General features: G+C 35.7%; 14 protein-coding genes. 1 reads left to right on the forward strand and 13 read right to left on the reverse strand.

What is annotated here, in order from left to right:
• Window positions 1-2 precede the first annotated feature (2 nt).
• The 3 genes from opp3C to RUH95_RS16335 form a co-directional block, all read right to left on the reverse strand.
• Window positions 3-1,061, reverse strand: a complete 1,059-nt coding sequence (opp3C, locus tag RUH95_RS16325; RefSeq protein ID WP_313893962.1) for an oligopeptide ABC transporter permease — start codon at window positions 1,059-1,061, stop codon at window positions 3-5.
• The gene (opp3b, locus tag RUH95_RS16330) at window positions 1,058-1,987 is read right to left on the reverse strand and encodes an oligopeptide ABC transporter permease (protein WP_313893963.1); all 930 of its coding nucleotides are present in this window, start codon (window positions 1,985-1,987) and stop codon (window positions 1,058-1,060) included. Before opp3b ends, opp3C begins: the two co-directional genes overlap by 4 nt.
• A 104-nt stretch (window positions 1,988-2,091) precedes the next feature.
• Complete coding sequence (locus RUH95_RS16335; RefSeq protein WP_313893964.1) at window positions 2,092-3,717, reverse strand: peptide ABC transporter substrate-binding protein; 1,626 nt, start codon at window positions 3,715-3,717, stop codon at window positions 2,092-2,094.
• Window positions 3,718-3,855: 138 nt separating this feature from the next.
• Here RUH95_RS16335 and RUH95_RS16340 point away from each other — a divergent pair, with 138 nt between their 5' ends.
• Window positions 3,856-4,230 carry a DUF3899 domain-containing protein gene (locus RUH95_RS16340; protein ID WP_313893965.1) on the forward strand — a complete coding sequence of 125 codons (375 nt, stop codon included), beginning with the start codon at window positions 3,856-3,858 and terminating at the stop codon, window positions 4,228-4,230.
• Here the strand turns inward: RUH95_RS16340 and RUH95_RS16345 are convergent.
• The 10 genes from RUH95_RS16345 to RUH95_RS16390 all read right to left on the reverse strand — a co-directional run bounded on the left by RUH95_RS16345 (window position 4,215) and on the right by RUH95_RS16390 (window position 14,126).
• Window positions 4,215-5,141, reverse strand: coding sequence for a dipeptidase (locus RUH95_RS16345; RefSeq protein ID WP_313893966.1), 927 nt, complete (start codon window positions 5,139-5,141; stop codon window positions 4,215-4,217). The two genes, RUH95_RS16340 and RUH95_RS16345, sit on opposite strands and share 16 nt — an antisense overlap.
• A 484-nt stretch (window positions 5,142-5,625) precedes the next feature.
• Entirely contained in the window at window positions 5,626-6,528 is a 903-nt protein-coding gene (locus tag RUH95_RS16350; protein ID WP_313893967.1) for a diguanylate cyclase domain-containing protein, read from the reverse strand.
• A complete protein-coding gene (locus tag RUH95_RS16355; RefSeq protein ID WP_313893968.1) occupies window positions 6,521-7,153 on the reverse strand; it encodes a chemotaxis protein CheC in 633 nt (210 codons plus the stop codon). Before RUH95_RS16355 ends, RUH95_RS16350 begins: the two co-directional genes overlap by 8 nt.
• Window positions 7,154-7,158: 5 nt before the next feature.
• Complete coding sequence (locus RUH95_RS16360; RefSeq protein ID WP_313893969.1) at window positions 7,159-7,518, reverse strand: response regulator; 360 nt, start codon at window positions 7,516-7,518, stop codon at window positions 7,159-7,161.
• Window positions 7,519-7,701: 183 nt separating this feature from the next.
• Window positions 7,702-8,652, reverse strand: coding sequence for a hypothetical protein (locus RUH95_RS16365; RefSeq protein WP_313893970.1), 951 nt, complete (start codon window positions 8,650-8,652; stop codon window positions 7,702-7,704).
• A 97-nt stretch (window positions 8,653-8,749) separates the two neighbouring features.
• Complete coding sequence (locus RUH95_RS16370; RefSeq protein ID WP_313893971.1) at window positions 8,750-10,459, reverse strand: adenine deaminase C-terminal domain-containing protein; 1,710 nt, start codon at window positions 10,457-10,459, stop codon at window positions 8,750-8,752.
• 16 nt (window positions 10,460-10,475) lie between these two features.
• Window positions 10,476-11,540 carry an ABC transporter ATP-binding protein gene (locus RUH95_RS16375; protein ID WP_313894017.1) on the reverse strand — a complete coding sequence of 355 codons (1,065 nt, stop codon included), beginning with the start codon at window positions 11,538-11,540 and terminating at the stop codon, window positions 10,476-10,478.
• 16 nt (window positions 11,541-11,556) lie between these two features.
• A complete protein-coding gene (locus RUH95_RS16380; RefSeq protein ID WP_313893972.1) occupies window positions 11,557-12,345 on the reverse strand; it encodes an ABC transporter permease in 789 nt (262 codons plus the stop codon).
• A gap of 6 nt (window positions 12,346-12,351) precedes the next feature.
• The gene (locus tag RUH95_RS16385) at window positions 12,352-13,173 is read right to left on the reverse strand and encodes an ABC transporter permease (protein ID WP_313893973.1); all 822 of its coding nucleotides are present in this window, start codon (window positions 13,171-13,173) and stop codon (window positions 12,352-12,354) included.
• Between the two features lie 23 nt (window positions 13,174-13,196).
• On the reverse strand, window positions 13,197-14,126 hold the full coding sequence (locus RUH95_RS16390; RefSeq protein WP_313893974.1) for a nucleoside hydrolase: 930 nt from the start codon (window positions 14,124-14,126) through the stop codon (window positions 13,197-13,199).
• Window positions 14,127-14,132: the final 6 nt, after the last annotated feature.

Below are 14,132 nucleotides of genomic sequence, written 5' to 3' on the forward strand. Positions count from 1 at the left end.
CCCTATTTTTTCATCTTAGGATCTAGTGCATCTCGCAATCCGTCTGCTAGTAAGTTAAAACAAATCATAATCGTACTAATGATAAGCGCGGGAAAAATTAGCTTATAAGAGAAATAACGCATTGACTTATAACCATCCTCGATTAATACACCTAGTGAAGCAAGTGGTGCTTGTAAACCAAGCCCAATAAAACTTAGAAACGCTTCAAAAAAAATAGCGGTAGGAATTGTAAACATAACCGTGACAATAATCGGGCCCATAACATTTGGTAGCAAGTGTTTCCAAATAAGCCGTGGGTTAGATGCTCCAAGCGTCCTTGAGGCTAACACAAACTCTTGCCCTTTCAATTGCAGTACTTGTCCTCTTACAACTCGAGCCATACCGACCCACCCGGTAATAATCATAGCTAAAATAATCGACCTCACACCAGGTTCCATAATGAGGATAAAGAGAATAATGATGATTAAATTCGGTATCCCCATAAGTACTTCAATAACCCGTTGCATGATGTTATCGATACGTCCACCATAAAATGAGGAAATCCCACCGTAAAGTACACCGATGATTAAATCAAGAAAAGCAGCGACCAAAGCAATAAAAAGAGATATTTGAGTACCTTTCCATGCTCTCGTCCATATATCACGACCAAATTCATCAGTTCCAAACCAGTAATTCGTTTGGATTTCTCTTTTTGCATATTGATCTATTCCTTTTGAATCCTTTCCATCGAGACCTAACCACTCTAAGGCCTGCACTTTTGGTGGTAAATTGGAGTGTTCAATATTTTGGCTTCGATAAGTAAAGTCATTAAAACTTGGACCTATGATTGCCAAAATGATTAATAAAATAAGTAGAATGAGAGATATCATTGCACCTTTATTTTTAACTAATCTCCGAAATGCTTCTCTCCAGAATGAAACAGAAGGTGTACCAATTTCCTCACTCTTCTTTTGATCGAGTGGGGCTTTCACAAAAAGATCAGCTGTAATCTCATTTGGGATAGGATCATTTTTCAAATTGAAATCCTGTTGAATCTGAACTATTTTTCCTCCCTCTTTCATACCGATTCCCCCTTATAGTTAATGCGGGGATCTAATAACCCATAAATAATATCAACTATGAACACTACAAAAATGAATAATGCACTGTAAAAAATGGTAACACCCATAATGACGCTATAGTCTAAAACTAGAATAGAAAGTGTAAATTGTTCACCGAGACCTGGTACAGCAAAAATCTTTTCAATCACTAACGTCCCTGTCATAATGGATACGGCAAGCGGCCCTAACATCGTAACAACTGGAATAAGCGCGTTTCTAATAACATGCTTTACAATAACTCGCTGTTCCATTATCCCTTTTGCTCTCGCGGTAACTACATAATCTTGTCCGAGGACTTCCAACATTTCGCTTCGAATAAACCTGGCAACAGTTGCTGTAACTGTTACGGACAAGGCAAACGAAGGTAGTATTGTACTGGAATATCCCTCCCACAAAGCTACAGGTAGCCATTCTAACTTTACACCTATATAATACTGGAGCAGAGCTGCAAAAACGAAGGATGGTATAGACATTCCCAAAACAGCAATGGTAACTGAGCCGTAGTCTAAAATTGAATTGTGTTTTAATGCTGATACAATACCAAGTAATAAACCAATAATAGTCCCAAACACTAGTGCTTGCAGACCGATAAAAGCAGAAGGACCAATGCGATCGCTAATCATACTTGAAACAGTTCTACCTTCATGTTGGAAGGAATAACCCAGATCCCCTTGAATCAAATTCCCAAGGTAACGTATGTATTGAATTCCTACTGGTTTATCGAGCCCATATTTTGCATCTAATATTTCAAGTTGATGCTCTGTTAATTTTTCAGGGTTAGTAAAAGGGGTACCAGGTAGAAGTTGCATGAGAAAGAAAGTAATTGTGACAATTACAAAAAGCGTTAATAACATATAACCGGTTCGCCGTAATAGGTATCGCTTCATTCGAACGCCTCATTTCTCTAAGTTTCCTAAACTTCTAAATGAAAAAGTACGAGGATGCCAAAACACAGCTATACCCTCGTACTTATAGCTTTATGACCTTTTAATTACTCTTCAATAGAAGTCCATTTATAAGAAAACGATGCTCCTGTTGGATGTACTAGTAGCTTTTTGATTTTATTTCTCATCAATATTGCAGTACCTTCTTGGTAAAGTGGAGCAATCGCTGCATCCTCAACTAATAGGATTTTTTCTAGTTCTAATAGCATTCCATATCGTTTTGAAAGATCCGTCTCATTTCTCGCTTCTGCAACTAATGCATCTAACTTCGGATTGTAGTAATCCATACGGTTAGCCGAACCACCCTTAAGCCACATATCAAGGTAGGTCATCGGATCACTATAATCAGGCCCCCAAGAAGAAAGAGATATATCGTATTCTATTGCTTTTTCAATAGTAAGTCGTTGAGCAAAAGGAACGGCTTTTATTTCTAATTTAAGACCAGGTAAATTGTCTTCAAGCTGCGCTTGAATGTATTCAGCAACTTTTTTATGATCATCTGAATCCGCAATATTAATAGAAACCGTTACTTCAGTTTGACCAGTTTCTTTTAAACCTTTCTCCCATAACTTTTTAGCCTCTTCAATTGTCCCGGTATTAATATCACCATTTAGTTCACGGAAATCTTTTCCGTCTGGTGATTTAAAGAAGCCCGCTGGAACCACTCCATTTACTGCTGTAGAACCGTCTTTTAATATAACTTCAACCAAGCTTTTTTTATCAATTGCCATATTAATAGCTCTACGAATATCCTTGTTTCCTAATACTGGATGATTATGATTGAAACGTAAAAAGATAATTTCTGGTTCTAACAAGTTTGCAAAATTCTCATCATCTTTATATTCATCGACTAAAGCAGAAGTTAGCGTGACACGATCTACTTTATTCGTTTCATACAAGTTCACTCCAGTTGATGGATCTTTTACTACGTATACATTGATCTTATCCAATTTAACTGAATCTGCATCCCAATACTCATCATTTTTTTCATACTTCCAGCCTTGCTCATGTGTCCATTCAATTAGTTTAAAAGGACCGTTGAACAAAATATCTCCAGCTTCAAGAGCATATTGATCTCCTTTTTCTTCCACATACTTTTGGTTTTGGGGCAAAAATGTTGGAAATGTCAGTAACATTTGGAACAATGGATTTGCACTTTCTAATGTTACTTCAAGTGTTTTTTCGTCTATCGCTTTAACCCCAAGTTCATCTGCATCTTTTTCTTCATTCATAATTGCTTCGGCATTTTTTATACCAGCAGTTACGAACATATAATTATAAGGAGAGGCATCCCTCATTACACGCTTCCAAGCAAATTCGAAATCTTGTGCTGTGACAGAATCTCCGTTACTCCACTTTGAATCACGCAATGTAAATGTGTGTACAATTTTGTCTTCGCTTTCTTTATGTTCTGTAGCTAATGCTTTAATCGGCATATGATTTTCATCTTGGCGATATAATCCTTCATTAACATTATTCAATACTGTAAACGCTATACCATCATGTGCTTTTGTAGAGTCGAGCGTAGGGATATCCGCTGCAACCGAAACATTCAATACTTGATTGGTCTTTTTATCTTCTGTTTTTTCTGAATTACTAAAGTTGCATCCCGATAGTATTAGTACCATGGCCAAAAAGACCAATAGTACCTTCGTCTTTATCATTCTTCTCATATACCTGCCCCCTAATTAATTTATATATTTTCTTTTAATCATGATTTTAGTAAAATTCAAGACATTTAAAATTGAATATTCGGAAAATTTTCGTGATATAATAGTCTTAAAGAATAAAAACAGAAGGGAAAACACTTCATGAAATCTAGAAATATACTATTACTAACTTCATTATTAGGTTCATTTTTACTATCTTTCTTCCTTCATCAATCTTGGAACTTCAATAGCTGGCTAGATACACTTTTTTTAGTCGGCCTTTTACTTTTAGTAATCACTGCAATCATGGTTTTGGTAGAGGTAGAATTTTTTGTTACATTCATTAATAGTTTTACCTACTTTTTTGGACGAATAAATAAAAAAGAACAAATCATACTAGAAAGCGAAAAACGTACACACGAAAGAATCAACTATCAAAAGAACTTTCCATCCAGAAAACCACTCTTTCAGATTGGCATTCTACTATGTGTTATTAGTTTACTCATTTCAACAACCATATATTACTTTGGAAGGTGACTTACAAAGTTGTTATACGCAAAGCCCTTCACTTGATCTTCCGAATAACTTTTTAATAGTTCGTTTAGTAGATTTTGCTGCATAGAAGCATCTTCCAAATTAATAATTTTAGCTTCAATTCCATCAAAATCAGAGCCGAGACCGATATTTTTCTCCCCACCTAACGAGCAAAAATGATCAATATGTTCTATTAAGTGACCAAGCGTGACATTCTCATTACCTTTCACGAACTCTGGACAATATACCATATGAACCATCGCGTCCTTTTCAAACATCGCTTTTGCTTGCTCATCCGATAAGTTTCTTACATGATCCATGATAAATCTAGAGTTAGAATGACTTGCTACTGGATATTTCGCAACTTCTATCACATCCCAAAATGCTCTTTCACATAAATGGGAAACATCCGTTAACATCTTATGTTCATTATTAAATGCTACTACTTCTTGCCCAAATGAGGTTAGACCCGCACCTCGCCTTTCCCCAGCTCCATCAGCTGCTAAATTGGCGTTATTCCATGTCAGACCTACAGAGCGAACACCCAACTGGTGCAAAATAGAGATTTTGTGCAAATCATTGCCGATAGCATCTACTCCCTCAAGCGTTAGCAAAGCACCAATCTCATCCTCTTTTAAGCTTTCAATATCAGACCACTCTTTTATTAGTTTCATATCTGGATTATTTCCTAGAACATCTGTGTAAAAATAATGAATTTGATCAAGTGCTACTTGAAATTTTTGATCATCTTTTATACTCGGATAAACAAAAATTGCAAAAGCTTGAACTTTAACTCTTCCTTTTTTTAACCTTTCCTTATTAGCCTCAAGCTCTTTAGCATCTTTAAACTTAAGCTTTCCACGTGATTCATAAAGCTTCATTAATACGTCGCAATGCAAATCAATAACGTTCAATTGACCATCCTCTTCCTCAGACTTTTTTATTAATTACAGAAATGTTTCTTCTGATATTCCATAAACCATAACTAAGGTAGCTTTATTTCATATAGGAATTGTACATTAAATAAAATAAATACTCAATAAATAAAATAAATATTCCGAACATTCAAAATAAAATAAAGACACTTGAAATAATTATACAAAAATAAGAAAAGCCAAGCGGAAATTTCTTAACTACGCAGTTTCCAGCTCGCTTCCAAAATCCATATTGAGCTACACGATAAATGGTTAAAATCTTTTAGCTTCTCGGAAGTGGCCGCACCTCCTTGCAATCTCTTATGCGACGAGTAACCGAAGAAACAAGTTTGTAGAAAGAGATTCTTCTTATTGTGTAGTAAAAAACCGAGCATTTATCGTTTAAAATAGTTTTCCAACTAAAAAATAGTTTTTCCTATACACAATACAAAACCCACTTTCTCTAAAAAAGTGGGTTCATCTATTATAACTTTGCATTCTTCTTATCCATATACATTCTACGATCTGCCGTATTTAGCAACTGTTTAGAAGTTATACCATCATGTGGAAAACATGCATAACCAATACTAGCTGTGACTGAAACAAATTTATCATCAACTTCGAATGGCTCTTGCATCAAATTATTTATACCCAAAATATGTTGTTCGATTTCGTCTACAGAGTTAATATTTTCTACTAGTAGTACGAACTCGTCCCCACCAAGACGTGCAAAAACGTCTTGCTTTCGCACAAGCCGATTAAAACGCTCCGCAAACATTTGGAGTAGCTGATCTCCTTGAACATGTCCATATTGATCGTTCACATCTTTGAACCCATTCAAGTCCAAAAATAGCAATGAAAATACGGCTTCTTTTTTTTCAATTAAGCCTTCCAAACGATCTGTAACAAATTTACGATTTGGTATGTTTGTTAAGTTGTCATAATAAGCAAACCTTTTCAACCTTTTCGTAAATTCGATTGAGTCCTGCAAAGATTTGTTCAGTTTTTGAATTCGTTCATAATGATTCGCCACATCATGTATTTCAATCATTAAATATATTTTGTTCTCGAATTCCAAATGACGTATTCCCATGTTTTGTCTTGGCGGTTTTACATCTTTGTAGCTATACTCGACGAAGTATTGGTGCATTGCCGCTGAGCAAAAACTTCTCTGTCCATTCAAGATAGCTTTACTGAACATATACGCATAAATATTCTTATCTAAACGTGGAATTACCTCCGTTATTCGTAAACCCTTTACATCTTCCTCCGATTTACCTGTATATCGGGCAAGCCAATCATTCCACATAAAAATTTTTAATTGATCATCCAATAAAATAACACCATTGTCTAGTTGATTGACAATCGACAAATATAAATTATTCATTTACACCCCTACTTATCTCATCAACTTTCTGCAATAAAAACTCTACAGACTCCAATGTAAACTTGATCAAGATTAATCCGATTACTTTCGATTCATCAATACTAAAATTTACATAGAGTAACAATAAGTGACTTTCATTTGAATCAAAAAAGGTTTTTCCATATTCTTCTGCACCGTGTAAAATCACTTGTGGCACATCATACTCTAACTTCATTTCAAGTATATTACCCATACCACCCATGATCGAATTTAATATAATATTGCCTATTTCTTTTACCACATCAAAATCTTCATCATCAAATGATGACTCTTGGACTTCCAACGTGTATTCTTCCCCTAGACAAAGAGCAGTAACGTATTTAATCTGTTCTGTTGGAAATACAAATTCTGCGCTACCCGAAAAAATATTACCAAACTTCAAAGAAGTAGATAATATTGTTCCGTTTAGTATGGGATCAAGATTTGCTTGTTCAATTACATTTAATCCATTTAAAGAAAGTAATTTCACTTCTGGAACAGATAAATAAATTCTTTTTTGAAGAATTTCTGATAATAAGTTAGCAGCTTCTCCAACAAATACATTATATAACTCTTTCATTATGTCTTCTTGTGTGGCCGTAAGCATTTACATCACCTCTCCATCAACAATTCAATCTCCTTGAGTTTGTCGGAATTTATTGGTTTATTTATAAACTGCAATGCTCCTGCACTCAAAACTTCTTCCCGAACTGTTGATTGTACATCGGCAGAAAGTACAATAATTTTTGCATCTGGATAATTACTAATAATATGCACGATTGTATCTTGCCCGTTCATATTCGGCATCAATAAATCCATGAATACAAGATTTGGTTGAATAGCTTCAAATGCTTTTATTCCTTCAATACCATCATTTGCAGTTACATACTCAGCATCTGGATAGATTGTTTTCAATATTTTAATCGTTGTTTTTTGTGAGAATACGGAATCATCAACTACTAATATTTTCATAAAACTTCCCCACCTTCATCAAAGAAAAATAAGTACAATTTATTTTTAGGGCATATTTACTCCATTGTACGCTAAAAAAAAAATCATCTCATGAATAATTCTATCTATAAACGAAAAATTGATAAAATGATAATAGTACCAATACCTAGTGGCTGCTGTTAAAAATCCAGTTATAACTTGCGCTTATCGCTCTAATATTTGTTCAATATCACTTTCCACTTTTCCCCGTTTCGCTTCACTCTCGTTCTTCATTTCTTCTAACTGATTACAAATTTTACTTAGTTCACTTACGGTACGTTCAATACGATCGACGGAAGCATGTATTTTAGAATGTATCGACCATGCAGAAAAAATATCGTCAAATACATAATCTGCAAACGTGACAAAAGTATCTCTTTCTACCATCAAATTAGTAGCCTGTATCTGTTGCACATCCAATAGCTCCGTTTGAAATCTTTGTAGCGCTAACTGCGCCTCATGAATTGCATTTTCCGATTCATTTAGTTCACTATGTTTAAGTGCCGTAGCTAATAAACCCCCGCCCAAAAATGTGTCCCATGTTGAATATCCTTCCGCATTATCAAGTGATTTCAATGCTTTCTTTAACGCCATTTTCGCTTTTTTTCCTGCTACAAGTGCCTCTTCTACTTCTCGGATACTCGTCACAACTATCGTTTTTTCTTCATAGAGTTGCTCTAATTTCCTTCCCTCTTCTTCGTTATTCTGAAAGATCCATTGCTCTTTTTCCTTTATAAGCTGCTCCCATTGAAGATCAAGTAATTGCCAATCCAACTTTTGCAATTCTGTTTCATTGTCTCGGACGTCACTTTCTAAGTCAGCTAACATTTTTTCCACTTCACGAAACTTCGCTTCTACAGTAGCAAGCTCTAATAATTCTTTTTCTCGAACCTCATCTTGTTTTCCTGTCCACGTTCGAATCATATTTATAATAGAAAAGTGATCTAAACTATTAACATCTTTTTGCTCTGCTTTTAATTCTTTTAAATATCTTCTCTTTTTATCCAAGACAGTTTCTAATTGTTCCTCTAATACCTTTTGTTTTCTAAGCTCTTTGTCTCTTTTATTTATTTCAAACTTTAAAGTCGCTTGTCTTTCTTGTAATTGTGTCCACATGATAATAAATAGCCCCCTTTTTTTAGAATACGGACTGTAATGGAAATAGTTTCAAAAAAATAGCCGCCTCAGTAATAAATACTGAAGCGACTATTTTCTATTCAACTATAAACGGTACTATTTTACCTTCGTTCACCTGAATCAAGCCTTGATCCGTTATTTTTAAAGCTGGACTAACCGGCAAGGAAAGTGTACTTAACGACATGATAACGTTATAATGATCATAACCTAAGGATTTAAGATTTTTTGTAAAGTGTTCTACTTCATCCGCAATAATTTCAAGCGGCGCTTCTGATAGAATGCCCCCAACAGGAAGTGGTACTATAGAGAGAATTTCACCATCTACAACACAACACATTCCACCTTGGCCTTTAATTACTTCATTTGCAGCAATGAGCATATCTTGTTTATTGCGACCAACAACAAGAAGATTGTGGTTATCATGTGAATAAGTCGTAGCTACAGCACCTTTTTTTAATATATCTCCTGTAATAAGACCATGTGAACGATTGCAGTTCTTTCCATAACGCTCGAAAGTAGCGATCATAGCATGTGGGCTTTCTTCCCAAAGAGGCTTATTACTTTTAACTTGTAGCTCTTCATGAAGTTCTTCCGTAAACGTTGATCCATTCTGGACCTTCATCACACGAAACGTATGTGAACCATCTTCCGCTTTGACTTTCACATCAAAGTCAGATGCCTCTAACTGTTCCAGTTTTACACTTTCATAGAATGAAGCAGGAAATTGACGACCAGTTACTTGCTGTTCATACTCCTGTGAAGCATCAAAAACAAGCTTACCGTTTTTATAAACACAATCAATCGACAAACTTTCCACATCCGACACAAGAAGGAAATCAGCTATTTTACCTGGAGCAATTGAACCACGATCATATAGCTTCATCCTTTTTGCTGGAGTATAGGTGCATGCGTAAATTGCCTTTTCCGCAGACATTCCCATACCAATTGCCTTTTTCAAAATATTATTCAACTGACCTCTTTCCCGGAAATCATCCGTCATGATGTCATCGGTAATAAAGCAGAAATGCTCGTCTACTTGCATTTCGTTCAAGTAATCCATTACTTCACGCGTCATCGATTTTTCTTGAATTTCAACAAACATTCCAGCGGCAATTCGTTGTGCCATGCCTTCTACTGTTTGATGCGTGTGATCAGAATCTACACCTGCAAAAATGATTCGTTGCAACTCTAAATCTAGAAGCTTCGGTACATGTCCTTCGATAATAAGATCTGGATATTGTTTGCGAATATGAGAAAGAATATGGTTGGTTTTACTGTCTGGTTTCGAAATAACATCGTAAAAGTTCATGATTTCACCAAGACACGCAATGTTTTCCGTTCGCAGCAGCTCATCCATATCTTCTATTTCAATAGATCCACCAGTAGTCTCCATTGATGTTGCAGGAACAGAGCTTGGAATTGCATAGAACATATCAGCGACACAATTTTTACTCGCCTTAATCATTTCTTGAACGCCTACTAAACCAAATACATTCGCCATCTCATGAGGTTCCGGAACAATAGTCGTTACGCCATTTTTTATCAAACCATATGAAAATGTAGAAGGTGTCACCATCGTGCTTTCGATATGCAAATGAATGTCAATAAGTCCAGGAATCATATACTTCCCTTTCCCTTCAACTATTTGCACTGTTTCAAACGTCTCAAGTCCACGCTCACCAATATATAAAAACTTCTCATCTACTACAGCTACATTACCTTTAATAAACTTTTTAAAAGCGCTGTTATATACGTGTACATCTTTAATAAGTAAATCAATTTTCACGCAAGCATCTCCTCACTTAATCGACTAACACCATTTCATTTTTTGGGAATTCTAGTATTACTTCTTGGCCCATACTTAGTGGCTGAGCCATTTCTTGATTGACTACAAAATCACCAATTTCCGTTCCAACAACGTATTGATAACTTCTACCAAGGAAAGTTGTTACATTCACACGTCCAAAAAGACCATTTTGAGGCAATGTATCAACAGAATCTTTTGCACGTATCTTCAAGTTATCTGGACGAATCGCTCCAGTTTTCCCTGTCGTATTTTTCATTTGTTCATCCTTTTGAATAACAAATGCATAATCGCCTTTTTTCATTTCAATTTGATTGCCTTTTACTTCTACTGTGTCAAAATCGATAAAGTTTTTAAATCCTATAAAATCAGCTACAAATTTCGTTGAAGGATATTTATAAATCGTCGCTGGATCACTTAATTGCTCGATAACACCTTTGTTCATAATTGCAACTTGATCGGAAATAGAAAAACATTCTTCCTGGTCATGCGATACATAAACCGTTGTAATCCCAAGCTCTTGCTGTATACGACGAATTTCTACGCGCATACTTTCTCTTAAATTTGCATCCAAGTTACTAAGGGGTTCATCAAATAATAGAAGATCCGGTTCAATAACAAGCGCACGTGCAATTGCTACACGCTGCTTTTGACCACCAGATAGCTCTTTTGGATATCTTTTCTCAAAGCCTTGTAGATTCACGATATCAAGGACATTCATGACACGTCTTTCAATATCGGCTTTCCCAACTTTTCGCAACTTCAGTCCAAAAGCAACATTATCGAATATCGTTAAATGTGGAAACAAAGCATAGTTTTGAAATACAAAACCAAAGTTTCGTTTGTTTACCGGAACTTTCGTATAATCTTTCTCTTGGAATAAAAACTTTCCTTCATCTGACTGCAAAAAACCAGCAATTAAACGAAGCGTTGTCGTTTTCCCGCAACCACTTGGTCCAAGAAGAGAAACTAACTTCCCTTTTTCAATTTCCAAATTAAAATCTTTTAATACATGCTGTTTATTATAAGAAACTGCTATATTTTCTAAAGTGAATAAAGACATCACTCATCGCCCTCCATTATCGTTTTGTAAAGTAAGACAGACCCATTAACCGTTCAACCGCAAACATAAAGATTGCTGTAATAATCATCAGTAAAACGGAAATCGCTGCAATCGTTGGATCAAAATAATTTTCCACATACGTCAGCATTTGAATCGGTAATGTACTTACGCCAGGACCAGTCATAAACACGGAAATATCAACATTATTGAAAGACTCCAAAAATGCGATCATAACAGCTGCAATGATTCCTGATTTAATATTTGGAAGAACAACCTTGAAAAATGCCCCGACCTTACTTTGCCCCAAACTTTGAGCCGCTTCCTCGATTGAAAAGTCAAAGTTCGCCAAACTCGACGAAATAACTCGAACAACAAATGGAAGCATAATAATTGTATGACCTATGAATAAACTTGTATAAATCGAAAACTCGTAAGCAACTACAACATAACGCAGTAAAGCAAAACCTAGAACAATCCCAGGAATTAAAATCGGGGAAACGAATATTAAATTCAAAATGGCCTTCCCTCTAAACTCATATCTACTTAACGCATAAGCTGCTGGTATACCAAGCAATAGTGCAAGCAAATTCCCTGCAAGTGATACAAAAATGGAAGTCTTAAACGTGATGAAAAACATTTTTACTTTAAATATATTTTCGTACCATCTAAATGAAAATTCCTCTGGTGGAAACTTTAATATATTGCCACCTTCAAATGATGTGATTGATATGATAAGCAAAGGCCCCAGTAAAAACAAAAATACTAGGAATGTAAACAGGGCCAGTCCTCTATTTTTATCCTGCATACACCTCTACCCCTTCGGATTTAATTTTCTTGCTAATAAATTCATAAGCGAAATTATGACAACCGTAACAACAATCATAATAACCGCAACAATAGACGCCACTTGCCATTCATTTAACGTAATCGCATTTTGATACAAGAAGGTCGATATTACTCGCTGCTTGCCCCCAAGAAGGGCTGGCGTTGTATACGCGGTAAAACTTCCTACAAACACTAGAATACTTCCGATAACAAGACCTGGAACACAAAGAGGAATAACCACTTTGGTAAACACTCCTATTTTAGAAGCACCTAAGCTTTCCGCAGCTGTTAACAAATCAGGTTCGATATTTTCCATTACCCCAACGAGTGTAATAATAATTAGTGGGAGGAATAAGTGAACAAGTCCAATAATAATAGCAGTTGGTGTGTACAAAATGGAAATAGGCTCATTGATTATGCCGATACCAGTTAACACATTATTCAGCACACCATTTTTACCTAGAATAATCATCCAGCTAAAAGAGCGTACAACCGGACTTGTTAATAGCGGGAAAATTGTTAATAAAAGAAGAAGCGCTTTTTTGCGAGGCCCAACTTTAGAAACAAAATAAGCAGCTGGGAATCCTAATATAATACAAATAATCGTTGTAATGATACTCACTCGAAGTGTCGTAAGTAAAATCCCCATAAAATAAGGATCACTAAAAAATTGTAAATAGCCTTGTACCGTAAACCCGTCTTCTGTAAAAAATGTAGTTCCCATTGTCATAAAAATAGGAACAAGCATAAATACCGTTAAAAACAGAACACCCGGTAAAAGGAGTAAATAAACATACCCTTTTTTCATAATAAACCCCCTGTTCGTTGAATTTATGAGTTGATAATGCGAATAAACAGGTCAAAGAATGCTTTTTCATCCACATCGACACACACATCTAAATTAGCAGGTTGTTGCAGTCTGTTCTGAAAATCACAAACTAACTGTCCATCACAAAGTTCACTTTTTGTTTCAACATCTACAAAATAGCGCTCTGTCTTCACAAGACTTTTTTGTATTGCAACTCCTACTGCCAATGGATCATGCATAGCACAACCAGATACACGATTGCGCTCGAAGTATTTTTTACGATAATCTGCTGTACTTTCATTTATGTAGGAAGCAAGCGTTTCATTCTCCAACGCTTCTATATGCTCATCTTTTAAAAGAACATTTCTCGTTACATCCAATCCAACTTGGATAATTGATTCAAAACCAGCTTTTAATACGACTTTTGCTGCTTCTGGATCAACATATACGTTATATTCAGCGGTTGGAGTAACATTTCCTGGACCTTTAACAACGCCACCCATAAAAATAACTTCCTTCACATGCTTCACCATTTCAGGACATTTCTTAATAGCAATCGCTAAGTTCGTTAATGGACCAGTCATAACTAAAGTTACTTCCCCAGGGAATCCCAAAACAGAATGAATAATAAAATCAGGAGCGAATCCTTCATCTGGCTTCTTTTTAGGTTCAACATCTTTCAATGCCCCACCTAATCCATCCTCACCGTGCACCGCATGTTCAAAATAAGTTTCCCGAACAAATGGCGTATTCATTCCTTTAATTACTGGGATATGTTGCTCATCTAGCAAATCCAAAATTTTGCATGTGTTGCGTGTTGCTGTTTCAAGAGACACATTTCCATTTACTGTCGTGATGCCAAGAATATCAAACTGGCGACTTTTTACAGCAAGGATGATGCCAATCGCATCATCCAGTCCAGTATCCACATCAAGAATCATTTTTTGCTTCATAATCGA

The organism is Psychrobacillus sp. (genome assembly GCF_032154225.1).
Taxonomy (GTDB): Bacteria; Bacillota; Bacilli; order Bacillales_A; family Planococcaceae; genus Psychrobacillus.

Excerpts from the sequence above, each read along its gene's own strand:
- opp3b (WP_313893963.1), bottom strand. The coding sequence starts at position 1,987 with ATGAAGCGATACCTATTACGGCGAACCGGTTATATGTTATTAACGCTT.
- RUH95_RS16360 (WP_313893969.1), bottom strand. The coding sequence starts at position 7,518 with ATGAAAATATTAGTAGTTGATGATTCCGTATTCTCACAAAAAACAACG.
- RUH95_RS16365 (WP_313893970.1), bottom strand. The coding sequence starts at position 8,652 with ATGTGGACACAATTACAAGAAAGACAAGCGACTTTAAAGTTTGAAATA.
- opp3C (WP_313893962.1), bottom strand. The coding sequence starts at position 1,061 with ATGAAAGAGGGAGGAAAAATAGTTCAGATTCAACAGGATTTCAATTTG.
- RUH95_RS16355 (WP_313893968.1), bottom strand. The coding sequence starts at position 7,153 with ATGCTTACGGCCACACAAGAAGACATAATGAAAGAGTTATATAATGTA.
- RUH95_RS16380 (WP_313893972.1), bottom strand. The coding sequence starts at position 12,345 with ATGCAGGATAAAAATAGAGGACTGGCCCTGTTTACATTCCTAGTATTT.
- RUH95_RS16375 (WP_313894017.1), bottom strand. The coding sequence starts at position 11,540 with ATGTCTTTATTCACTTTAGAAAATATAGCAGTTTCTTATAATAAACAG.
- RUH95_RS16350 (WP_313893967.1), bottom strand. The coding sequence starts at position 6,528 with ATGAATAATTTATATTTGTCGATTGTCAATCAACTAGACAATGGTGTT.
- RUH95_RS16340 (WP_313893965.1), top strand. The coding sequence starts at position 3,856 with ATGAAATCTAGAAATATACTATTACTAACTTCATTATTAGGTTCATTT.
- RUH95_RS16335 (WP_313893964.1), bottom strand. The coding sequence starts at position 3,717 with ATGAGAAGAATGATAAAGACGAAGGTACTATTGGTCTTTTTGGCCATG.
- RUH95_RS16390 (WP_313893974.1), bottom strand. The coding sequence starts at position 14,126 with ATGAAGCAAAAAATGATTCTTGATGTGGATACTGGACTGGATGATGCG.
- RUH95_RS16385 (WP_313893973.1), bottom strand. The coding sequence starts at position 13,173 with ATGAAAAAAGGGTATGTTTATTTACTCCTTTTACCGGGTGTTCTGTTT.